18 protein-coding genes and 1 pseudogene are annotated in these 24,491 nt (G+C 37.8%); 5 read left to right on the forward strand and 14 right to left on the reverse strand.

Translation table 11 applies throughout. The features are described from left to right. Window positions 1-628, forward strand: a pseudogene (locus DB41_RS12380) (IS982 family transposase); the annotation flags it as partial. Between the two features lie 126 nt (window positions 629-754). Here the strand turns inward: DB41_RS12380 and DB41_RS09810 are convergent. The 3 genes from DB41_RS09810 to DB41_RS09820 all read right to left on the reverse strand — a co-directional run bounded on the left by DB41_RS09810 (window position 755) and on the right by DB41_RS09820 (window position 4,538). Further along, window positions 755-1,819 carry a hypothetical protein gene (locus DB41_RS09810; RefSeq protein ID WP_155117672.1) on the reverse strand — a complete coding sequence of 355 codons (1,065 nt, stop codon included), beginning with the start codon at window positions 1,817-1,819 and terminating at the stop codon, window positions 755-757. Between the two features lie 140 nt (window positions 1,820-1,959). Beyond that, window positions 1,960-3,159 (reverse strand): hypothetical protein, encoded by a 1,200-nt coding sequence (locus tag DB41_RS09815; protein ID WP_039386791.1) that lies wholly within the window; start codon window positions 3,157-3,159, stop codon window positions 1,960-1,962. Between the two features lie 365 nt (window positions 3,160-3,524). Further along, window positions 3,525-4,538, reverse strand: a complete 1,014-nt coding sequence (locus DB41_RS09820) for an IS4 family transposase (RefSeq protein ID WP_155117673.1) — start codon at window positions 4,536-4,538, stop codon at window positions 3,525-3,527. A gap of 462 nt (window positions 4,539-5,000) precedes the next feature. Between DB41_RS09820 and DB41_RS09825 the strand changes: the two genes are divergently transcribed. Then, the gene (locus tag DB41_RS09825) at window positions 5,001-5,189 is read left to right on the forward strand and encodes an IS5 family transposase (protein ID WP_039386793.1); all 189 of its coding nucleotides are present in this window, start codon (window positions 5,001-5,003) and stop codon (window positions 5,187-5,189) included. 1,718 nt (window positions 5,190-6,907) lie between these two features. Here DB41_RS09825 and DB41_RS11010 read toward each other — a convergent pair. From DB41_RS11010 to DB41_RS09885, 11 genes are all read right to left on the reverse strand, one after another. Beyond that, entirely contained in the window at window positions 6,908-8,473 is a 1,566-nt protein-coding gene (locus DB41_RS11010) for a serine/threonine-protein kinase (RefSeq protein ID WP_052244120.1), read from the reverse strand. 91 nt (window positions 8,474-8,564) lie between these two features. Next, window positions 8,565-9,887 (reverse strand): type III secretion system cytoplasmic ring protein SctQ, encoded by a 1,323-nt coding sequence (gene sctQ, locus DB41_RS09840; protein WP_052244121.1) that lies wholly within the window; start codon window positions 9,885-9,887, stop codon window positions 8,565-8,567. A 351-nt stretch (window positions 9,888-10,238) separates the two neighbouring features. Next, window positions 10,239-11,213: a hypothetical protein gene (locus DB41_RS11015; RefSeq protein ID WP_052244122.1), complete on the reverse strand. Its 975-nt coding sequence runs from the start codon at window positions 11,211-11,213 to the stop codon at window positions 10,239-10,241. 55 nt (window positions 11,214-11,268) lie between these two features. Next, complete coding sequence (locus DB41_RS09850) at window positions 11,269-11,778, reverse strand: type III secretion T3S chaperone (protein WP_039386799.1); 510 nt, start codon at window positions 11,776-11,778, stop codon at window positions 11,269-11,271. A gap of 18 nt (window positions 11,779-11,796) precedes the next feature. After that, window positions 11,797-13,113, reverse strand: coding sequence for a flagellar protein export ATPase FliI (fliI, locus tag DB41_RS09855; protein WP_039386800.1), 1,317 nt, complete (start codon window positions 13,111-13,113; stop codon window positions 11,797-11,799). 99 nt (window positions 13,114-13,212) lie between these two features. Further along, window positions 13,213-13,893 carry a hypothetical protein gene (locus tag DB41_RS09860; protein WP_039386804.1) on the reverse strand — a complete coding sequence of 227 codons (681 nt, stop codon included), beginning with the start codon at window positions 13,891-13,893 and terminating at the stop codon, window positions 13,213-13,215. A 68-nt stretch (window positions 13,894-13,961) separates the two neighbouring features. Beyond that, window positions 13,962-14,411, reverse strand: a complete 450-nt coding sequence (locus tag DB41_RS09865; protein ID WP_039386806.1) for a M48 family metallopeptidase — start codon at window positions 14,409-14,411, stop codon at window positions 13,962-13,964. Between the two features lie 146 nt (window positions 14,412-14,557). Continuing rightward, complete coding sequence (locus DB41_RS09870; RefSeq protein WP_039386809.1) at window positions 14,558-14,851, reverse strand: DUF5407 family protein; 294 nt, start codon at window positions 14,849-14,851, stop codon at window positions 14,558-14,560. A 210-nt stretch (window positions 14,852-15,061) separates the two neighbouring features. Next, window positions 15,062-15,301: a DUF5398 family protein gene (locus tag DB41_RS09875; RefSeq protein WP_039386812.1), complete on the reverse strand. Its 240-nt coding sequence runs from the start codon at window positions 15,299-15,301 to the stop codon at window positions 15,062-15,064. A 120-nt stretch (window positions 15,302-15,421) separates the two neighbouring features. Then, complete coding sequence (sctD, locus tag DB41_RS09880; RefSeq protein ID WP_039386814.1) at window positions 15,422-17,839, reverse strand: type III secretion system inner membrane ring subunit SctD; 2,418 nt, start codon at window positions 17,837-17,839, stop codon at window positions 15,422-15,424. Between the two features lie 44 nt (window positions 17,840-17,883). Then, a complete protein-coding gene (locus DB41_RS09885; protein WP_039386817.1) occupies window positions 17,884-18,276 on the reverse strand; it encodes a type III secretion system chaperone in 393 nt (130 codons plus the stop codon). Window positions 18,277-19,057: 781 nt separating this feature from the next. Here DB41_RS09885 and DB41_RS09890 point away from each other — a divergent pair. The 3 genes from DB41_RS09890 to DB41_RS09900 form a co-directional block, all read left to right on the forward strand. Beyond that, the gene (locus tag DB41_RS09890) at window positions 19,058-20,467 is read left to right on the forward strand and encodes an RNA-splicing ligase RtcB (RefSeq protein WP_052244123.1); all 1,410 of its coding nucleotides are present in this window, start codon (window positions 19,058-19,060) and stop codon (window positions 20,465-20,467) included. Window positions 20,468-20,596: 129 nt separating this feature from the next. After that, window positions 20,597-23,794, forward strand: a complete 3,198-nt coding sequence (locus DB41_RS09895; RefSeq protein ID WP_039386818.1) for an ankyrin repeat domain-containing protein — start codon at window positions 20,597-20,599, stop codon at window positions 23,792-23,794. A gap of 231 nt (window positions 23,795-24,025) precedes the next feature. Continuing rightward, window positions 24,026-24,491 (forward strand): transposase (locus tag DB41_RS09900; protein WP_039386821.1); only part of this gene is annotated, 466 nt, incomplete at its 3' end.

The raw sequence follows: 24,491 nt of genomic DNA on the forward strand, positions 1-24,491 counted from the left end.
TGAAAACATGCTTGTTTCCTCTTTTTGTTTATTCACAAGCTTGTTTAGGAGAGTGTACAGGCATTTCCTTTCATTGATTCCACTATATTAGCAGTATGCCACACCCGTCGCATCCACTCCCCTCCTAGTTTTTAAAAAAATAGCCAAAAGGGGAAAAACTTCTACAGGGCACTTCTATGGATTCAAATTACATTTAATTATTAATGATAAAGGAGAAATCCTTGCTTATATGTTAACCCCAGGAAATGTAGATGACCGGCTCGCTGTCTCCGGTCTTTTTAAGAACATTTTTGGCAAAATGTTTGCCGACAAGGGATATATATCACACCAGTTATTATCAAGCCTACGACAAGGGCTTAGAAATTATTACTAGGCTTAGAAAAAACCTGAAAAACAAGCTAATATCACTGGTAGATAGGATTTTATTAAGAAAGCGAGGCATCATTGAAAGCGTTAAAAATAAATTGAAAAACTCTTGTCAAATCGAACACCATCGACATCGCAGCCTTTGGAATTTTTTGCCAATCTAATCAGCGGAATAGTGGCCTATGCTTATGAACCCTGTAAGCCCTGCATTCAATTTACTTCTGCGGAAAAACAAAAGTTAATGAGTTGGGTTACAGTTTAAGGCATGATTTGAAGTAGCTTTAAGTTGTTTTCTTATCCGATAACTCGAGTTAAATAAGTTTAACAATCTAAGCACCCATCAAAAGTTTGAAAAAAGGCAAATAAAGCTTTGCCTCTTTTCATGCCCTTATACCAAGGTAGCCTTTATAGCAAAAAGACTAGTTAAACCGACTGAAACTATAGTAGCCAAGCAGGCTGAGCGTGTAAAAAATTCTGTAACCTTTAAAGCAGTATGTTTCCATGTTCCCATCTTATGTTTTAATGCACCCAACCATCCGGGACTTTTTAAGGCTTCACTTCCTTGCGTTTGCTGGGCTGTGGAGAGGAAAGATGTTTCTCCCCTTGCAGCTATTTCTTCTGCATTCAAGATAGAATCTTCCAGCTGTTCAGCAAATTCTTGAGTGCTTTGTGAATTTAATGCCTTATTTTCGTCATATTCGCGTTGTATTTCATCCTCCCAATCTTGCATATATTGCTTAGTAATCTCATTTCTTTTAACAGCAGCTTTTTCTTCAATCTCTTTCTCACTTAGATCTGCATCTTGTTGATGAAGGAGGCGCTCTTCTAGCATGGTATCTAGTTGTCTACTTATTTCTTTAAAGCTTATCTTTAAGCTAGCAAAACTTTTGCTAAGACTTACGCGACCCTCTTCTAAGCGCTCTAAATTTCCTCTTATCTGTTGTTGCTCTTGTCTTATTTTTGCCTGATCTTTTGCTATATCTGCTTGATCATTTGCTATTTGATCATGATCTTTTGCTATTTGGGCGTGATCTTCTGCTATTTGGGCGTGATCTTGTTCGATGAGCTTGAAAGCTTTTTTTAGCTCGGCTTGCTGGTTCCTTATTAATTTAAAGTCTTTTTTAAGCTGCAGTTGCGCTTGCATAAGCTTGGAAGAATTCTCATTTGAGGCCGCCAGGTTCTCTAGGGTTATATCCAATATAGCTGTTACTTCTTCTACCTCTATGCGCCTTTGCTTGAATTCTCTACTTAATTCTGCGTGTTGCAAATGCACAATGTTGCTTAGCCTAATTCGTTCATTTTCCATCTGTCGAATGTCCATTGCAAACATTTGGTCGATTACATTCTGGATGGCTGCATCCTGCTCCAATTGAGCTATTTTTGCATTAACTTGTATAGTTTGTTCTCGCAAGAGGGGAACTGGATTATCTAAAGGAATTTCTTTAACTACCATATTGTTAACCCTTGTGTTATGTTTAATAAGCTGGTTATCCATTCTATAACTTTAGAAGCTAAGTTTTCTCTTTAGCTTCTATGTACACGAAAAATTGGGCCAGTAAGCTTAACTTCTTAATCAATATTAAAAATAGCTGTTTATACCACTTTTGCAAATCCTAAAGAAAGTAGGCACAGTGTGGATCTCCCTAGCCTGCTAAAGTAAGCACTAACGCCACTTTCATCTTTTTTTTCCTGCATTTTCTTTAAAATTGTTTCAATATTAGAAGTTGCTTTTATACCTAGTTCTTTGCATATCATGGGTTGGTACCTTCTAAAATCTAGATAATCATTTAAAATCCCGTTCAATATTTCTAATACATCCTCGGGTTGATAATCCTTCTTTAACAGATTTGCAATAACCAGCTTATTCCCTAGAATTTTAAGCTTATTAGGAATAACGATTGCTTTGTTGATTGCCCTTAAAATTGAATCGCAGCTTACCCCTCTTTGTAATCCCAGCGTACTTTCAATGCGCATTAGAGTAGCTTGTAGTTCTTTGTTTTTTTTCTTTAAATTTTCGTTAATTTCAAAGATCTGCCTAATAGCTTCGGTTAGGGGAGTGTCGGGATTTACTTTCAGGCCTCCATCTATCATTAATTTTAATATTTTTGGCGGAAGAGTAGGTGTTTCTTGTGCTTGTTGGGTTAGCAAGGTCATTTGTTGGTGTAGTCGCCCTTCTAGGTCCCTAAGCTGCTCATTTTCTTTTACCAAAGTTTGAAATTTATCCTCAATCGCTTGAACTTTAATGGCCAGACCTTTGTTTTCATTTTCAAGAGCACGTTTGTCATCATTAAGTTCCTGGTTCTTATCTTTAAATATTTGGTTTTCAGCTCTAAGATTAGCGTTGTCTTGTTTAAATGCATGGCTAGCTTGTGTCAGCCTAGCTTTATCTTCTTTCAAAGAGCCGTTTTCTTGCGATAATTTTTCCTTGTCTGTCGTTAAAGCTTGGACAGCTTCTCCGAATTGTTCGTTTGCCTGTAAGGCTAGCTGCATGACAGCTTGAGTTTTGCTGGCTTTATTTTTCCATTTTTGCGCTTCTTGCTTTAAAACTTTATTTTCAGTCGTAAGAATTATATTATCACTCTTTAGCTTTACAATGGTTTCCATGAATAATTGATTTTGTTCGCACAGCGTTTTCAAGTGCTGCTCATGGCGTTCATTTTTAAACAAAATAACTTTAGCAAGGTTATCAACTTTTTCATTAAAATTGTTGGTTTGATTTTCTAGAGTTAGTATTTTTCTAGCTAAAGCATTAAAGTCAGTTTCTAATAGCTCCTTTGAATCTAAATTAATCATACAAGCTCCTTAAGTTAAATCAAAAATAGTTAAAAGGCTTCATAAAGAAAGACTTACCCTTAATGAATATTTTATTTATTCATTTAGATCAAGGAGAATTTTCATAGAAAAGTGGAGGATTTTCTCTCTAATTAATTTTGTAGTTTATTAACTTTGTTTTTAATAACAGAAAGAGTTGTTGTATAATTGGCGAATTTTATATGATTAATAATCAATTTAAAAATAAGCGTAACTATTCATGTAACTATTCAGGAACTTTCATTTGCCTAGAAAATTTTGAAAATCTGCAAAAAAACTTTTCTCTTAATAAAAAGTTTAATGTTTTTAGAGATATATCTCTCTGTACAGGACAAAAAATAATTTTTTCATAAAAAAACCCTCTTAGGTATACTTGAGGATAACAAGGGGTCAAAAAGCTTTAGCAACCAAAGAAAAAGGTTAAAACACCTAGGTGTTCCCAATAAGATTTTCCTTATTTTATCCAACCCATAGCGAAACAAACTTTTAGCTTTTCTACCATGCTTCTTAATGCTAATAGGGACTACATTTGCAGCTATATTACCTAGTTTATACGCCCAACAAAAAGCAATACTTAAGGCAAAGATAAGTTTCTCAATTCTGTCAGTATATGTTAAATGCGTATCTTCCAAGCAAAAGCCTCGCGTTTTTAGACAAGCAAATAAGGTCTCTATTTCCCATCTAGTTTTGTAGATGCTTATAGCTTTTTTTGGATTTTTATTAGTGACCACGAGTAAAAGCTCATCTTTTAGACGGCTTGCAGCTACATAAAAGGAATGGCCGAGCATCTGTAAAGGTTGAACTAACACTTTTTTTTTACCCTCTTTTAGATGACGAAATACGTCTCTAAGAGAAACTGCATAGCCATTTCTTGCTCCTTCCACTAGAGTGTCTTCCCTAATACGCATATAAAAAGGAATCTCACTTTTTATCAGATAATCAAACCATTGACTCCCTATAAATTCTCTGTCTCCAATAAGACCTGCAATTTTTGATGGGCCTAATTGCCTAATAACTTTTTCTAAAAGTTCTATGCGTTCATCAGTAGAGGAATTACCAGCTTTATTCATCACAAACCAGGCCAACGGAATAGCTGTTCCTTCATAGGCCATCGCTAAGGTTAAAATATTAATGTTTTTGCTACCTACCTGCCAATTTGTTCTATCTATAATCAGCCATACTTTCCTTTTAATAGGAAATATTTGTAAAATAATTTTAAAAGCATCCAACATATCAAATTTTAGTTCTCGGAAAAAGCGCTGTAGCCTTTTATAGTGGGAGTCTAGTTTTGCTTTTCCTTGAAAAGCTGTGGCTAGTTGAGTAAGATTAACGCTTCTAACCCTAAAAAGAGCTAGAACAATTTGACAAAAGCATGTAAGTCTTGCTCAGTTCCAATCTAAAGTTTGACTTAAAACTTCTCTTAGCTCGTCTATTTCTTTCATCTGTTTTCTCCTCGTAAAAGATAACAGTATAAATTTTTAGACGGGCTTTTTCAATTTTTGTCCTGTACAGAGGATATATCTATAAAGCCAGTAAAACCAATTGCAATTACGGCGGATGTTTTTACATCCCTTCCTTAAGAAGTCCAAGCTTACATTAGCTCAATATGGTTTAAAGCATTTTCTCCCTCAGGTAAGGCTTTAGGAACGTTTTTTTATCAAAATTGCTATGCTTTCTTTACAAGTAAATCCTTATAAAACTCTTAATTTCTTGCAAAGTTCACTATGAAACCCAATAAGCTAAACAATCAACAAGGTCTTATTTTTAAATTCCGCTTTAGCAATGAACTTAACTAGAAACATCTTCTTGTTCAGCTATCCTAGTTGATTGAATGGAAGCGGCTGGAAGAAGAGTTTGATAAGCTGTTTGTAAAAAATGTAGGCCAACCAGCTAGGCCTGTAAGGCTAGTTGTAGGGCTCTTTATCTTGCAGCACATGGATGGAATTTCTGATGAAAAGGTGGTGCATCGATGGGTAGAAAATCCTTATTGGCAATATTTTTTGTGGATATGATCATTTCCAGAGTGAGCTGCCTATCCATCCTACTTTTTTAATTAAATGGAGTTCTAGATTAGGAGAAGCTAGATTTAGCAAGATTTTACAAGGAACGATTGCAGCAACTGTTTTGAGAGGCGTAGTGAAAAAAAAGCCTTAAAAAAAGTCATTGCCGATACACCAGCGATGCTTAAAGCTATCGCTTTTCCTACCGATGCCAAGCTTTATTTTAAGTCTATTCAAGCATTTGTAAAAATGGCTGATAATTACCCAATCACTTTGCAATAAACCTATAAGAAGCTAGCTAAAACAGCTTTGCGCATGCGTGCTCGCTTAAAGCCTATGCTCGCCAAATGAAAAGAGCTAAAAGAGAAGAAAAAAGGCTGCCTACTCGCTTGGGAAGAGTAATACGGGGTTTTGAGGGAAAGACAGAAGAGCAAGCCTTTAAGCAGAAAGCTCTTTTTTTTAGAAAGTATCAAGCGTATTTATGCTCAACAAAGAAATGATTCACGTAAAGTGTAGAGCCTGCATGAGCCCCATGTGGAATGTATTGCTAAAGGTGAAATTGAGAAAAGATATGAATTTGGCTGCAAGGCTGCGCTAGTGATTACCCCTCAAGAAGGTTAGCTTTAGATGTCAGAGCCATCTATGGCAACCCTTACGATGGGCACACGCTTGAAGAAGCTATTAGGAAAGCTGAAAGCAATAGTGACAAAAACATCGAAGTAGTTTTTGTCGATAAAGGCTATCGAGGTCAGACGCTAGAAGGTAAAACCATATTTATTTCTGGGCAAAGAAAAGGCCTAAATCATTGGATCCAACCTTAAGCTAAAAAGACGCCAAGCGATAGAACCTCATATCGGCCACATGAAGAATGATGGCAAACGGGGATGTAATTATCTTTAAAGCAGGTTAGTAGGTTGTTTTAAAGCCATTTTATGTGGAATTGGCCATTACATGCGTTTAATTAACAACTGGCTAATTGCTCAAAATTCTCCCAAACGTCTTTATTCAGGCTATAAAAGCTCGTTATCATTTTTAATTGATTGCTTTATTATCCTATCTGGAAGGCTACCTGCTGCTCTAAAACTCTTAAATTTTAGCCAATTTTCATCCTCCTCAACAAAAATTCTTGGGTTTGCAGTTTTTTAGCTTAGTACGAAAAGAAACTTCGCAATTTTCTCTCTAAAATGGATGCAATGAAGAAATTTTTTAGGTTAATTCAGTTCGAACTAATCCTACTTCGTTAGGTTTAAGAAGTATCAAAAAATAGCCTTTTAGATGAGTCATGAATAGCTTGGCAAAAAGGGCAAATGATAATCCCGACTTTGACAGTTGTTTTCTAAGTAGATAATTATTAAAGTATTACATTCAAAAATTCAGGCACAACATAGGAGTTGAAACGTAGTAGTGCTAAGTAGAGAAATAGCTTTCAGAAGAGGGGGTAGGCTTAGTTTTTTAAGCGCATCATATTATGCCCAGAGCTGTATTAGGCCATGCTGGAACTATTGGCTAGAAGGGTTTTACTGGCGATGAAAAGCATCAAGCGAGTGACTATAATTTTCATGATCAAAGACCCAGCATGATATATGCATGATTACCCCTCTAGTACTAATAGGGCTAATGCAGGAGAGAATTTAAAAATAAGCGAGCAAGCGTAAAAGGATGAGGGCATAGCTCAGTGCTTTTTCTTAAACTTAAAAGCTTCTTAAATTAAATCTTAAACTTTAGCCTAGTTAGGCTAGAGACTGTATAGCAATGAAGGTAATTGCTTTTTCTGATAAAATTTTATGCATGGCTCTTTTTCTTCGTAGAAAAATTTCCATCCATAAAGGAGGGTTTAGCTTTTCTGCTGATTGCCAAATTTCCAACAACTCCTTTTCAGACATTTCCAGATTGGTATTACTTAATATATAAGAATCATTAGATTTCCAATCGACTTGCTGAATTTGGAATTGCGAATGGGGATCACTCCCTAAGGGCGGATTTTCGCAAATGACTTTAAAAGGCGTTTTATGATGGGGTCGAGCCCATAAATAGCTATGGCCACAAATTAAATATTGCACCTTATTTTGCTGCGTATCAATCGTTAAGTAATTAAATTTAAGGCTTTTATCCAAACCGTCTTCGATGATGAGCTGGTTAAGGAGATAAGCTAATTCTTTAAGGTCAGTTACTCTTTTGTAAAGAGCCTTTAGCATACCACGAAAAATAGAGCAAACCACCATGCCATCGGAGTAGTTTAAGGAAGATTCGGCAAAAGCAATGCCGTACGAACCTGGATTTATTTCGAGAAAATCGTAATACACTCCTGCAATAGCATGGGTGTTAGAGGCTGTAACTTTGACGTGCACGCCGTTCCATTGGGGGGCTTTATCATGACTTAGGACTGCTTGGGTGCGACGTAAGCTTTCTGATAATTCGCTCAAGTAATCTTTAACAATCTTATCTTTCTCAAAGCTCTCGGAATTTAGATAACCAGATACAGCAGCAATAAAATCTACAATATCTTGGTATCTGTCCCTAACTTCTGGTTGCAAAGCTTTCACAAGAATTTTTTGCATGCCTTTGGGCATTAAAGAAAGATGAATATGCCCCTGGCTAAGTTTGCCTAGCATAAGTTCATAAGCAATAATACCCAATGAATATATATCTGAAGGAAAAGAGACTGAGTCGGGCTGCTGCTGCTGCTCAGGGCTCATATAGATAGGTGTGCCTATCATTCTTGGCTGTTTAGAAATATCGGAAGAAGATTCTTTAAGAAGTTGGGCGATGCCAAAGTCTATCACTTTGATGACATCAGATTCAGTCACTAGGATATTTTCAGGCTTTAAATCTCGATGAATAACCCCATGGGTATGAAGATGACAAAGTGCATAGGAAATATCTATAATAATTTCTAACGCTCTTCTAAGAGATATAGGGGTTTGCAAGATATATTGGCGCAAAGAAATACCTTGGATGAATTCCATGGCGATGTAAAGCCCTCCAGCCCATTTACCTTGCCCATACAGCTTGACAATGTTAGGATGGTCTGCCAAGGCTATAATCTCGGCTTCTTTTAGAAAACGTTCAACAATTTCGGGATTAGAAACAAATTTAGGAGAAAGAACTTTGATGGTTGTAGGTTCATTGGTTTCAGGATGCGTGCCTAAATAAAGGATGCTCATTCCTCCTTTTTCTAAAAGTGCTTCGATCTTGTAAGGACCGATTTTTTTAGGAAGAGGGAGGGATAGAAAACTTTCTTTATCCGACGGCATGGCAGGTAGGGTAGGGCGTTGATGGGATTCAGAAGCAGTCATAAGATAGAATCAAGCCTACATTTTTATTTTCTCAAAAATTATGAGAGCTATACAGGCAAAATAAATTTTCTCCTTTGCAGTGCAGGGCGGTTTAGCTAATATCTAGAATTCTTACGCCTAAGGCTTCACCTAGCCTAATCAATTCACCTTTGGCAATACGTCTTCCATTGACAACCAGGTCGACACCGTTTTCAGGATGAACATCTAGCTCCAACAAATTGCCTGGCTGCAGTTCAAGCATTTTTTTCACCGACATTTGCAGACGGCCTACTTCGATGATAATAGATAAAGGAATCTCATCAATTTTGACCGACGTTTCTGTGGGTATTACGGCGGAAGATTGTTCTTCTGAAGAGGTAAGCTCTTCTTCTATTTCTCTATCTTTAAGTTTCTCGTTGGAAGCCAGATTAGATGCCTCTTCAGACTCATCTTCTGCTTCCATTTCTGAGTCAAAATCGGATTCCATGTCAGATTCCATTTCAGAATCAAATTCTAATTCTGACTCAAAATCTAAAGATGAATCATCCTGTTCTTCGGAGGGAATTTTACTCATAAAGGTCTCTTCCTCTTGATAATACAATGGGTGGTCCAAGATTTTAATATTTCCGTCTTTAATTTTTCCAATAAAAAAAGGGATTCCATTGACAGTAAGGGTAATACGCCCACCTTTATCATCATAAGGTTTTACTGTGCAAGAATCCAGAAGAATAAAATCTCCTTTTCTAACGGTTTTCCATTCTGATGGATGGATAGAGGTTCTGCCTGCTTCTATATGCACAGGAATTGTCAGTTGTTCGGCCAGCGATGCATGCAGAGGAAGTTCTAGAGAACGCTCGGCATATTTTTCTTTCCAGGAACGACGGAAGGTAGGTGAGACAATCATACGTCCTATTAAAGTCTTTCCCTGCAGTTGAATTTTGATGTCCATGCAAAGGGAATCTTCTATCGGCATACTACTTTCTTGTAGAATCTGTGGGGAAAGAGATTGATCGAAAGGAAGCTTATTGATTAAGTGTATCACTTCGTAGGCGGCAAAGTAGTAAAAACCTTGTAGGAATTCATCTTCGAGTACATCGTGCTCATGGCAATCCTCGTTAAGGAGGAGAGATATCAAACGATAGATATCTTCTGCTGCCATTATCCAGGTCAATTGACCTTCTAGAGAGGGAATCGAGCAAGAGAGGGGGATAACTGGACCCATTCCGGCGCCTAGCTCGTCTTTTGTACGCCATTGAAAAGGAGTGGGTTCTATTTTAAAATCGGGGATCTGAAAAATTTCTTCTAACCCTTTAGATAAATCTTCCCAAGGAAAAGGAGGGGATGATCCAATAAGCGGGATTTCATCGAGTTGCAAAAGAGCGGTAGGAATGTGTTTGAGCCAATCGTATGGCATAGAAGCTTTGGGGGAAGTCACGCGCACGCCTTCATAAAATGTTATAGACCTCTTTATAATGAAATAAAAGGAGCCGAGATTGTCAATGCAAAAGTACAATTTAAAAAATTTTATTCTTTCTTAGCAAAGTACCTAATAAATATTAGACTTTTTAAAAACTGTAAGCCGATAAAATAAGTTTTTTTAAGGATTTGCATTTTGATATTTATATCTATTTTTAACTTAATTCTACTCCTCTTTATCAAGGATAGGGGCGTCTACTTTAACCAATTTTTCAACAAGTAAGCTTTTAGAAGAAAAAGGTTTTATCCTAGTCAGTAGGAGCTGGCCCAAGCAGTTTATCTTTTTAGCTCTCGTAAGAATTCGCAATCATTAACTTTCTTCATCTTCTTTTTGTTTTCTATTATCTTGTCGTTTTTGCTGCTCCTCTTGCTGGCCATCGCGTGGGGGTTGCTGAGGTGCCGCAGGATTAAATGGAGGAGTTTCAATTTGGGTAGTAGCCACTACCATATGGACAGTATATCCTTTTTCATTTAAGGATGAAAGCAAGGATTGTTGGTTTTGTTGCATATCCATGAATGATTTTGCACCCTGGGTGAGATTTTCAAAGCGAATATTGAATTCTCCTTTGGCACTTTCATAGGAAGTGAGCACCAGATTGGCACCTGCAAACATAGGAGGATGCTTTAAAGTAACTATGGTATCCGTCTTGCCTTGGCTATCTATTGTAGTGATAGCTTTCACAATAGCATCTATTAGCTGTTGCGTGGTCAGCTTTTGAGAAGGCATATTTGTTTCTAAGTTTTGATTATGAGACTGAGAACTAGAGCTTACATTCAAGGCTAGAGGGTTAACATGAGATAAATCCCCTGCCTCTTGGGAAAAGCGTATGGGTTTTTTGTCTTCATGAGCTTCTAGCTTATCTTTCTGAGATTCTTCCCACATTCCTTCCCCTGTTTTAGATCGGGAAGCTTTTTCTTTTAATGCTAAGTTTTTATAGAGTCCATTAGGGGATTCCATAGGGAGTTCGTCTGAAGAGACCATTTTAGCTACTTCGGAAGTTTCGCTCTCATTTTTCTTTTTCACTACTTCTTTAGAAAGATCAAACAGGGAGGGCTGTTTTGGACTAGGTATTTCTTCGGCGAGCAAAAGAGCTTCTGTTTCAAAAGAAGGATCTACAGTTTTTGCTTTTTTAGAATCTTCTTCTTCCTCTTTTTGGCGACGTTCTTTTTCGCTAAGAACCTTTTGGAAATCGCGAGAGGAAGCGCCTGAAGGCTTAGAGTTTGAGGCGCGACTAATAGTGACATTATCTTTATTCTGATCGCCTGTAATTTTAAAGTTATACATATTAGCTAACTCCTTTTCTGTCTTTTTCACTGCCCATCAGACAGAAATTAATTTTTTATTGTTTTGAAGCTTTTGTGGCTTGCATTCTACCCAAGAACATGGTGCTTCCTAATTCATCTTGCTCACGTGCTTCTATAATTTCTAATTCTTTAGCTCTTTCTTTTGTCCAGTCTTCTTGATGAGTTTTGAGCTTATCCACTTCTAAACGCTTTCGATCCAATTCTTGTTTAGCTTCCTCTACTTTTTTTTGAGCCATTTTAACTTGCTCTTTTTGATCCTTAACTTTTTTTTCTTCTATCTGTAATTTTTCTGCTACTACTTTCAGATAAATTTTCATTTGCTGAACTTTAGGACTAGTTGTAAGGTGGCTGCTTTCAACACGTAATTGCTGCAATTTGTCTTGTTGATGTGCCAAAAGCTTGTCTCTTACAGCTTCTACATTTTTTAACTTTTCCTCTTCCTTTGTTAATAACTCTTTTTTCTCTTTTAAAATTTTTTCAGCATCTTCTACACGTCTTCGCTTGATATCTAAGACTTGCTTCAAAGGATATATTATACTATTCATGAAAACTCATAGCCCTTATCATTTGAAAAGATTTTTTAGCAATTGATAGGTCTCTTCAAAAGAGCATTTTTCTTCCACGCCTTGTTTCAAAAACCTATTAACTTTATCAATATAATCGATGGCAAAGTCGCCTGCTTTATCAGCTCCTCGTTTATATTCACCGATTTTAATTAAGAGCTCATTTTTTTTGTAGTTAGCTAATACTTCTTTTAATTTACCCACCAATTGTAAATGATCTTTAGGAACAATCGACATAATCACCCGGCTGGCAGAAGAAAGTACATCGATGGCAGGATAGTGATATTGACGCGCCAGATCGGCAGATAAAATTAAGTGACCATCTAAAATAGAGCGCACCTCATCGGCTACGGGCTCATTCATATCATCACCTGCTACCAAAATAGTATAGAAGGCGGTAATAGAGCCTTTATCTGAGTTGCCAGCACGTTCTAATAGCTTAGGCAGCGTGGAGAAAACAGAGGGGGTGTAACCGGCACGGGCAGGTGGTTCTCCAGCAGCTAAACCCACTTCACGCAAGGCACGCGCAAAGCGAGTCACAGAGTCCATCATTAAAATTACCGACTTACCTTGATCTCTAAAGTATTCGGCGATAGCTGTTCCTACATAGGCAGCATTGAGCCGTAGCTGAGAGGCTTGATCAGAAGTGGATACGACCAACACAGAGCGCGCTAAACCTTCGGGTCCTAAATCTTTTTCGATAAAATCGCGTAGTTCACGTCCCCTCTCCCCAATGAGGCTGATTACGTTAACATCCGCACGTGCATTACGAGCAATCATACCTAGTAAGGTGGATTTACCTCCACCGGCAGCTGCAAAAATTCCTACCCTTTGTCCTAAGCCGGTAGTTAAAACTCCGTCTATTGCCCGCACTCCAACAGATAAAGGAGATTCAATTCTTTTTCTTTTAACGGGATCTGGCGGAGCTTGAAGAACTGGATAAATCTCATCTACTTCTAAAGGGCCTTTAGTTTCTACATCTAGGGGCTCTCCTAGCCCGTTCAGGACACGTCCTAAGAGATTAGGGCCTACCTTAATATGGAGAGGCATATGAGTGGGGATAACTTCTGAAGAAGGTCCTATTCCTTTCATTTCTCCTAGCGGGGAAAGAAGAACCTCCTCACGGGTAAAACCCACTACTTCTGTGCGTAATGGCTCCCCCTCACGTTTGACAAGGCAAACTTCTCCAATTTTTACGTTAGGAACAATAGCTTTGATAAGCATTCCTACTATTTCTGTGATGCGTCCATTGACGGTAGTCAACTCTAGCTCATCAATACTTCCTAAGAGTTTATCAAATTTATCATCCAAGCTCATTATTAATAGTGCTCCTTAATCTTCTCAATATGCTTAAAGTGATGGCAACAGTAGTCTTTTATTAATGATTCAAATCAACTTGCAAGCATCTTCTTGAAACTAGACTTGGACGTTCATAATTGTTTTGGTAGATTCTAGGGCTTTATTCAATACGCTACTAAAAAATTCTAGTTCTTGTTGAATAAAGCCTACTTTAATTTGTACGGCTAGCATGGCTGCAGCATTTATATTATTTTTATTTAAATGCATGTATTGAACTTCTTTAGTAATCGATTTTAATTGTGCTTGTCCATCGGTAAGGAAGCCTAAAAAGCGGTCGATGGGATTGGGAGAGATGGCTTGGGGAGCAGGGGGAACATTTTCTACCCCGGCAGCAGAAAGAGCTATCCGCAAGTTATCGTTAATATGGGTAAGCTTGTTTTTTAAAAGATTACGGTAAGCTGGTTTAATAGCCTGGCCAGGAAGAGCAAGCTGGTCTTGAATTTGAGACATGCGTGACATGACATCTTGAGCTTGGGCTACAATATCTACAGGCTGTACTTTTTTAACTTGATCCACTTTTTTATTAAGCTCGGCCACTTGCTCCATTAAGGTAGGCTTAGTATGGGTCGACTCAATTTTTTCAACAGTCATGACTTCTTTTTGCTGCTTTTGCTGTTGCTCTTGCTGTAGCATCAAAGATTCAAAGTGATCTTTATTAACAAGCCCTTCTGCTTCTGCGTTTGCATTAAGCTTCGAACTGCCTATCTTTTTTATTTCGTCTATTTTATCTAGTGTCATAATATTTAACTTCCTATCTTAATTTCATTAGATTAACTAATTATTAAGACTGTTAAGCTACTCTACTTTTATTTTTTTACTTCACCTTTTTCATGATTAAAAAAGTGTGATTTTAAATCATTTAAATCTTTTTGTGCCCATTGCAACGAAAGGAATCCCAAGTTTTTAACTGTTGGGTCATTGCTTTTATCCATAGCTTCTTGAATAAGCTTTTCCCCTTTTTTACGTTTAGGCTTCGTTAATAGGAAGCTTATACCCAAAAAAGTCTGTGCTAAATAATTCTCGGGCTCTTTTTGAACCACTTCCTCAAAAATTTTTGTAGCTTGCTTAACTTCCAATTTATTAAGAGCTATATAGCCTAGGCCAATTTGAGGGGCTGTGCTTTCAGGATTGAGGGTTTGTGCAGCTTGGAAGATACGTGAAGCACTTATCTCATCAAGCTGTTTCACTGCTATAAAGCCTGCTTCAATGAAGAGAGAAAAATCTTCTTTGAAATCCTCAACCATTTCTTTTGTCATGCTACTGCTATCCTTTTTTTCCATCGTTCCATGCTACCCGCAGATACTTAACTTTTAGGCTTAGCCTGGATCAAAGGTTATCTTGCCTTTTGCTCTTTATAAGCCTTCCTGTTTCCCACAGACTTTGATCCAGTCTTTTTTTAAGCTTATGATTTAATATTACGTGCCATTGATGAAATCGCCGTATTAGAGGCACTTACAATATCAGTAGTCATTTCTGATAACTGAGAAAGGTGATTCATCAGCATTTGCATTTCAAACATATCTCCAATACTAATAGAACTTCTATTATTTTGAATTTGCAGTAGTTTAGCTTTAGCGCTAGATACCGCATTGTTAATGATACCAATAAGCGATTGTACCTCAAATCCCGACTGGCGATTAGCTCCGCTATAGCTAGTAGGAGCTGAAGGAAATGATTGATTACTATTTGAAGACATATTTTATCCTCCTGTTAATTTAGGAGTATAAGCGTGCCAGAGATTCATACTGGAAATTTCATTTCCTGAAGATGAGCATTCATCTTCTTTCTGAATCACTTCTCACTTCATACATGTTGTTAAGCGTTCGGCTGGACCTCAATCTTCTAGAGAATTACTCCTCTATCTTCCATTTTAAAAATTGCCGCCCAGCAGAGCGCTTAATTTAGCTCACTTAGGCGAGAGCCTGGACATAACCTTTAATAAAGAGGTGTACCCGTGCAAAAGCACTCCCAATTTATCAAATTCGTCTTTATTTTCACCTTTTCTTAATAAACTTCTAATATCTTGTATTCTCTCTTCAACTTTCTTTTTATAATCTTGATGGCTATTAAAAGCTTTTAATTCTTTTTCTAGCTCAAAAGTAAACTCTTCGCCTTTTTTCTTTTTCTGCTTCTCAAGACCAAACATTTATTACCTCATTTACGCACTACTAGCATTAATAGGGGATTTCACCACCCTTAAGTTTATTATAATATGGAATAGGAAATAATTGCAAGAAAGAGAAGTATTACTTTTTTTTCGCTCTCTTTAGCGATTATACTCAATACGATACTTGACTCCCTCTTTTTCTAAGAAAACAGCGGTAGGCTTAATACTTATTATTGTCATTCCATCTAAAACATCTCCTCGCGTAAGTATGCGGCCATTAATTACCACATTGGTGTTCACATCACCTTGGTGCGAGACGCCTGTAATTTCATATCTATCGGTGATATTGATCATCGATTGCTCGGGTGCTAGCTCGGCAACAAAATTTTTAATCGTGCGTACACCTGGAATTTCTTTAATATTAACGAGGGTTTGGTTGTAATCATTCATTTTTCCAGCGGGAAGATGGCCTGAAAGAATAACCTCTCCTTCATTCATTTGAGAGGATACATCTTTAAAACCTTGGTTTTGTAAAAGCGCACTTATCGCAGAAACGGCATCTTCTTCAACGATCACGCGCTTTTCCAACAGATCAAGGTAGGGGAAATTAGAGGCAATATAATCCCACAGCTGTTCGGCTTGCTTTCTAGATTTTAGGTAGCCGGAGATGACAAAATGACCAGGGGTAGGTGAATGAATGGAAATGCCTTTCCAATTAGAGTTTTGTGAAAGTATTTGGTTAATTTCTCTCCAAACCCCTTCATCAATAATCACACCACTGTCATCAATGCTACGTAGATAGGGAAGGCCTTGGAGGTTATATAAAAGTTGTGTTTTATCTGATCCAGATAAAACGTGGCCCACAAGAAGTAGACGTCCTGTATTACGATTAAAAGAGTATTTGACATGCGGGAAAGCCGATAAGGCTTCTGTAAGGTCACGTTCAGGATTAATAACTTGTTGGGAGACCACAGGTTTACTCTTAAATAAAGTTGCTGTGCCAATTCCAATGACAACAAACAAGCCTGTAATGATAGCGATTAAAATAAAAGCTCCTAAAGCTTCATGGGGGTATACCTTGTTAGGGGGGGGGGCGATTACAGGAGGTGCTGCCGCTGGAACTTCTTCGACAGCTGCTTCAGTTTCAGCCGCAGGAGCGGGAGGCAATTCTTGAGGCTCTTCTTTTAGAGTTTTAACTATTGAAGGGAGTAAAGGAGCAATAATTGTTTGCATTTCACCTTCCCGATCGTAAACCACAAAAGAGGAGGTACCCATAAGAATTAAAGTATTGGTAGGAACAGATTCTCTACCTGTTAAAGGCTTTTCATCTACAAACGTTCCATTGCGACTCCCTAAGTCTTCTAAACTTATCGTATCTTCTTCCGTTACTGTAATTTTAGCATGTTGGCGTGAAACACTCGTATCATGGAAAACTATGTCGCAACTATTAGGATCAGTTCCAATGATGTAAGTACAAGAAGGCTGTAGGGTAAACTCGGCTCCATGATTAGGCCCTCCTACCACTTTAATCAGCCAACGGCCTGTTTCAGCTAAATCAAAGTGAATTTCAGGATAATTAGCCGTTTCTACTGGCTCTTCAAAAATAGAAATATCCTCCTCATTCTGCTGGTCTTCAGAGTGACTGGCTTCTTGGAATAGCTGTGAGGCCGGGGAATCATTCATCGTCTGTTTTTCATCTTCGTTAGAATTGTTAGGTGTATCCAAAGCACCTTGTCTTTCTGCCAAAAAGCCATTCATTGCTTCTTGCTCTCTTTCTTGTTCCGGCGGGACTCCTAAAAACTCCTCGTCACTTTCCAATTCTTGTGGAAAAGCATCCTTATCATCAGCAAGTGATAACGCGGTTTTATCTTTGTCTTCAGCTGATTGATCTTTAAAGGGCTCCTCTTCCTCTGAGAATTTTTTTTCCTGCTCAGAAGCTTTTTCTTTATTTTCCTCTAAAGGAGCGAAAAAGCCTTCTTCTTCATTAAAGGGAGTAGAAGCAAAAGCTGCAGGATCCTTCTCGGACTGCTCATCTTCTTTACTTAGTGGCTGTTCGTGCTCCCGTGCGGAGGAGGGAAGATTTTCTTCTACTTCTGCCTCTTTGGCTTCACTGAGGGGAGGCTGAGATGCAAAAAGCTGAGAAGAGTGCTCGTCCTCTAATGTAGGCAAAGCTTTATCACTCTCTGCATTTTCAGAAAGGTTTTCTAGGGCGGAATCATTTATTTCTTCATGCCCGTTAAGAAGAGTCTTTTTTTCTTCATCGATCCATTGAGTGTCGCCTTCTGCATAAAAACGATAAAGCCCCTCTCCTATTTGAACCCTATCTCCATGGTGTAGTAGCCAGGACTCTTGGACAGGTTGCTCGTTAACATACACGGGATGGGTAAGGCTTAAAGCTTGAATTACAATCCCTTCGGGAGTTTGGCGACAGAGTAGATGTTTACGTGAAGCAGAAGGATCTTCAATAAGCAGCTGGCAAGCGTCTGGATCACGACCTATTACCCATTCGTTTCCTTCATCTAAGGAGAGTACAAGACCTTTTTGAACACCCTCTTCTGCAACTAATTTAGCGACCATATGTTAACCGTTGTTATATCTTATCTTCGTATTGAGAATTATTTTTAATGGTGAAGCGCTTGTTCGCGCCAGAATAGAGCTACATTGTAAAAATCTTGAAGAAATTCATTAAAGCTCTTATAATCAAGATTATAATCAATTATACGCGATAGCGTCAATCGATTTCCATCCTCTGTTAGGCCTAATACACAATTTCTAGTTGTTTGTCCGAACAAGTTTGCATCCATTATTTCAGCCAAAAAGGCTTCAGGATTTTCTTTAGGGCACTCACATAAAATGCATTGCAAAGAGAAGCCTTCGGCTAGTGTCCCTAGCTTAATAGAAACTTCTTCCTCGATAGGCAGACTAAAAATCCCTGGTGCTTCTTCTTGAAGTAAATCTTCATTAAGACCTAGATCTTTTGAAAGCTGACTACAGAATTGTTTGAGATCGACCATATGGATCCCTACCTTTTTAAATCATCTCTGATATTTTATGTACCAAAAATAATGCCAAAAATAAAGATTAAAAATAAATGACGACCTTTAATTTTGTGATGAGTTCCTTACAAGCAATAATCTACGTAAAACCTTAGATTACGTAAAACCTTTAAAACGAGGGAGACCATTTGCTTTCATCAAAGGTGAAACCAAAAAATTTAACTTTTCAGCGTTTCTTTTGTGTAAGCAAAATAAAGAGATAATAAAAATTAAGCTAGGTTTTTTTATGCTTTAGATAAGGATTTATTAGATGAGGGGTAGAGAATAGAGCGTTACTTGTCTTCTATAAAATGAGCAATTATCCTTCCAAATTCCTTAAGAGGCATAAGTTGCCCTCAATAACTTTTGGTTAAATGGTAAGCTGCTCTTCTCTCATCCGCTTGATTATTCGTAACTTAGTTTTTGATATCGATAGACTTCTTTGACAAGCTAGACAGGGAAAGGTTTATAATGCTTTTAAATGCATTTTTACTTTTTACCCCTCTCAAAAAATAAGAAGTTAAACATCTTTTGATAAGAAAATTGGATGTTTTTTAATGAACTTCTTATTACCTTAGAGGATGCTTTTACTCAATTTTAAAAGCTCTAGCTTGTAAATTTTTTATGGCTTATTGGATCATTAATTTTTTTCTTAACCTTCTGAGAAAACAATTTACTCGTTTGTTTAAGTAGGATAAGGCGTAAAACTACTAGTTAATCTAGGTCATCTCTTCAAACCCTTTAATTATAAAAGGCTGGCATGAACCCGAAAGAATTTCAAGCATTACTTGATCAAAAGATATTTACTTCGTCCGAAAAAGATAAAGCATGGACATTGTACAAGAAAGAGAGCCCACAAAAAGCTCTTGCCTTCTTAAAAACGATTGAAAATAAATTTGGCTCTATAAGAAGAAGTTTGCTGTTACAGCCTTTACCGGTTCCTTATAAAGTTTGGGGGGAGAATTATATTGAAGCAGAGACGATAGCTCAGATGGATAAAGCTGCTCGTCTACCTGTAGCGCTAGCAGGGGCCTTGATGCCTGATGCGCATCTAGGGTATGGCCTTCCTATCGGGGGAGTCTTGGCTACAGAAAATTCTGTTATTCCCTATGCTGTAGGGGTCGATATTGCTTGCAGGATGAAGCTGACCATTTACCCTCTCCCAGCCCATGTTTTAGAAAATCCTACGAGCGTTGAGTATAAAAACCTTTATTCAGCTCTGCTAAATAATACTGTATTTGGTGCAGGCGCTGCCGGCATCCACAAGGGTAAAATCGACCATCCAATATTAGAAAAATCCCATTGGGAACTTTCCCCATTGACACGTTCTTTAAGGCAAACGGCTATTTACCAAATTGGTACGAGCGGGGGAGGAAATCATTTCGTGGAATGGGGTGAGCTAAAAATTTTTGAGACAGAAAATCCTTTTAAGCTTGCGGCGGGAACTTACCTGGCGTTGCTCTCACACAGTGGTTCAAGAGGAGTGGGTTTTAAAATAGCTGATTATTATACTAAGATGGCCATGGCCCAGCTAAGAGAATTGGACCATTCTGTTAAGCATTTAGCTTGGCTACCTCTAGATCATGATCTAGGTAGAGAGTATTGGGAGGCGATGCAGCTGGCAGGGCAATTTGCTTCTGCCAATCACCATGTTATTCACCAAAGAATAGCAGAGGCAGTAGGAATAGCTCCCATTGCTACGGTGGAAAATCACCATAATTTCGCTTGGCGGGAAAAGATTCATGTGCAGGGAAAGGAAAAAGAGGCTATCGTTCATCGTAAAGGCTCAACCCCTAGTGGAAAAGGTGTTTTAGGCATTATTCCAGGAACGATGGCTGATGCCGGCTATGTGGTTGTAGGTAAGGGTAATCTAGATTCATTAAGCTCTGCTTCGCATGGCAGCGGCCGCCAAATGGCGCGCACTAAAGCAAAAAAAACGATTTCTTTAGAGCAACATCTCAATTCTTTATTAAAGCAGGGTATAGATTTAATAGGCGGGGGATTAGACGAATCACCTCAGGCTTATAAACCTATCGAGGCAGTCATGAAAGAGCAGAAAGATTTAGTTGATGTAATAGGAAAATTCCAGCCAAAAATTGTACGCATGGCCGCTGAAGGTAGCTTAAGCTCACTATCTTCATTGCCTCAAGGAATTGTAAAAGGCGAGTAATGGTAAAGATCTATAAAATCTTTAAGTAAAGCCAAAAAGTTTACCTTAAAAAATAAATAATTTTCTTAAAAAATGAGTTTTTGTATAAGGGGAATTTTAGAGAAAAATTTACCATTTAAGGATCTATACATGGAAGCTCCTCTTCAATCAAAACCTTTTTACGTGACACCTGAGGGAAAAGAATTTAGCCTGCCCCACGTAAAGCTTAATACTAAAAAAGACAAAAAATGGGCTTACAAGCCTCATGCTGATTATCGTTTTGGCGATTCGCATTTATTTTATGCCTGTCGATCCAATCAAAAAGAAGCCACTTTATTTTTCCTAAAAAAGATGACGAATTGGGTTTTGTCTAGTCCTCCCGTCAATATAGACAATGAGTCCATTATTCACCTAGCTTGTCACAATGGAGATGTAGACATCTTGCGTAGCATGCTTGAGCATTGCCGCGGATCACCGGGAATAAACAAAAAAAATGCTATGGGAAGAACTCCTTTAGCCATCTTAGTAGAAAAAGCTAATCGTTTAGGAGTTATGACTTTGCTTGTGCATGCCATTCGTACCTGGAAGTTTGATCCTACGGAAACGTATGATCCTTTATCAATAGCGATTAATATAGGTAGAGATGACATTGCGGGGCTTTTTATCGCCTATGAAAAAAAGTGGCAACATAAATCTTTTAAATGGCATTTAATAGAGCAGCCAAACTTACAAAAATTATGGGATCATCCAGACACAGATCGCTGGGCATGTCTATTTAATAGTCTTACTTCGATGATGACACGTATTCAAACTGTAATAGGAATGAATGACATTAAAGGCATAAAAGCTGTTATATCGCTTGATTATGATTTTAAATACGCCGGGTCCGTTCCTTATCTTTTAAAAAGAGCTCTCGATTATAAAGATTCATCTATGCTCCGCGTTCTAATTGAGCTGGGATTAGAAAAAGCTAAATTTAAGAAAGAAACTTTTATGCTTCATGCTGCTGCTAACTGGTGTGATTATGAGCTAATTCAGCACATTAGCCAAAAATATGCAGAGAAGGGAGATCTACAGAAAGTTTTACAGACATATGATAGTAGGGGAGAGACACCTTTATATAAACTATGCAACGAACTGGCTAAAGAAGTTAGTTTATCCGCAGCTGCAGAAGAGACTCTTAAATTTTTTTTAGATAATGGAAGCTTTATATGCTCAGCCTCTACAACAGATTCGCTGCCCAAAGTTGTTTTAGAAGGTAAAAATTATGATTTAAGAAGATTCTTTAGAAAAAATGCTGGCAAAGATAAAGATGAGTTTTCAAAAATTTCTTCGGATGATCTTTATAAGATTAAAAGAGAAGAAATTTTAAAGATGGATTCTGTTGCCCACATAGAGAAAGAAGAGATTACTCAACTGCTTAAGGAAGCTTTAAAATTAAAAGACCAGGACTTTGTAAGCCATCTAGTTTCAATAGGAGCAAAACCTGACCAAGAATGTTTCCTCATCGCTATTGATCATCAGCTTTTTTCAGTGGCTGATGCGCTTTTAAATAATCGATACAGGGTTGTTCCTTTACCTGGTAGCCTCCCTAAGTTAGGCAGGGAGGGAAACTTTTTCATTAAGCACTGGTTAGAAAAGATAGTGGATGCTAGCCTGCGATTAAAAGAAGCTGAGTTTCAAGAGCTGGGGATTGAAGAAGCAATTAAAGAGGCTTCTTCAGTGCTCACTATTCCTCAAAAAATTATATATGCCGTGCGCTATCAATCCTCTTCAGTGCTAGCCAATCTATTAAAAACTTCTCCTCGTGCACTTACCTCCCTTTCATCTTTACAAGTACAAGAAGTATGGAGCGTTGCCTGTAGCCGCTCAGTAGAGATGGTTCAAGTTTTAATAAAAGAAGGATTTAATCTTACATTAAAGGATCAAGAAGATAATAGTGGCTTACATCTGGCTGCTAAAGCTCTTAATGTTGAGGTTTTAAAGTATTTTATCCAACAACAAATGGATGTCAATGCTCTTAATAAAAGCGGCCTGACCCCCTTACAGCTGGTACAAGGAAAAGATTGTGATATAGATGAAATTGTTTCTTGTACTCAAGTGCTTCTGCAAGCAGAAGCACAAGGCCTTTCATCAAAGCAGTTTAAACTAATCTGGAATAAAGCTAAAAGTTTAAAAGATAAAGCCTATCTCCTTGACTTATTTCAAAAGATGCCCAACAGGGTGATTAGGTATTGTTTTAAATCGGGTGGTTGTGACACCCTTCATTGGCTTTTATCGAGGAGTAAGGCCCCTATCACCTTTACAGCTGAGGAAACTGATCAATTATTAAAATTTGCTTATTTCAATGCCGATTGCTTGCGAATTATCCATGAGCAAGAATGGGTGGACTTGAATAGGATGGATGCTTTAAAAAATACAATCTTTCATAAGGCTGCTGAGCGCCAAGCTTTAAAGGTAATGAAGTATTTATCCTCTCGGAGAATAAGTAATATTAATGTAATAAATGCTAACCAACTAGCAGCAATAGACATCTTAGTTAAAGGAGAAGCTACATCTAAGCTATGCGACACTATTCTTCATTTGATTGAACAGGGAGCAATCGTACAAAAATCGGCGACTATACAAGCAATATGGAAAAGTTTTATCTTAAAACACCCTTCCCAGCTTTACAAATTATGTGAGAGAAAAATCTTGGCACCTCTTACCGAAGAGGGGCATACTCCTATTCACTTTGCTACGCAATATGCAGGAACTGAAATTCTTCGCGAGCTTATCGGTTATCAATGTTGGCCTGTTGATCATCCAGATGAGTATGGCAACACGGCGCTAGATTTAATATTTCTTCAAAATTGGTTCCGAATAGAACAGGATACTTTTGAAAAGATTTTTCTTTTACTCAAAGCGGGTGCCGCCGTAAAGCAGGCAAAATCTCACGGTGGATGGCCTCTTCTTGCTATTTTTGATAAATTATGGACCGATAGTTTTAATGAGACTAACGCAAGGTGCTCGTGGCAAAATAATTGGGCCGCAAATGTAAATAGTTCTTCTAGCTTGCAAGATGGCTTACGAAGCTTTTGGGAAGATAAAAAAGAAATGATTGACACATTCATTAGGTTTTATGCAAGTAATAAGGGAAATATTCAAGCTCTTCTGCATTATATGGATAACCAACATTGGGAAGAAAATGTGTGGTATTGTATTTCTGGAGGATATACAAAGCAAAATGTACCTTATGTAGGCACAGTGGAAAAATTTCTTCCTTCTATGGTGAGCATGACCCATCGTAAACATTCTATTAAACATACCTTACCCAAAATTTACAAGGACTTAAAGAAGATGGCCTAAAGCTTAGAAAAGGATATAGAGGGCTCTATATCCTTTTCTCTAATGATCTCTTTATCAGCCCTTTATAGGAAAACATTAACGGCTAGAGAAGCAGAAAGCTGACAGTCTCTTAAGTCCTTTACCTTTCCTAAGGGTAAAAAAACTATAAAAGCTTGAACAGCTATAGTACTACCTCGTTAAGTAAATTTCTGATATTAATGTAGGTAAGGTTTGTTAATTAAGGAGGGAACAATGGATCTAGAGCAACTAAATTCCATTCGCGAGCAACTTAATGAATGGATTAATGTTTTTAAAGCCAACTTAGGAAGATCGGAAAGAGTCCACTGGTGCAGATTATACATTTCAGGACTAATATTAGATGGAGAAAGAAAATCTATCGAACCCATGGCAAAAAGACTTCCTGGAGGAAATGAACAAGCCATTCAACAATTTGTCAATCAAAGCCCTTGGGACCATGCAGCGATGCAACAACAACTGGCACAGCATATGGCTCAAAGCATGGGGGTTAAAAAAGGAGTACTTGTTTTAGACGACACTTCTCTACCCAAAAAGGGAAAATTCTCAGTAGGGGTAGCCAGGCAGTATTGTGGAGCTTTAGGAAAAATTGCCAATTGTCAATCAATCGTCACATGGCATTACTGTGAAAAAGGTAAAGAGCATTTTCCTATCCTAGGCGAATTATTCCTCCCCCAATCTT

The organism is Neochlamydia sp. TUME1, from assembly GCF_000813645.1.
In the GTDB taxonomy this organism is placed as follows: domain Bacteria; phylum Chlamydiota; class Chlamydiia; order Chlamydiales; family Parachlamydiaceae; genus Neochlamydia.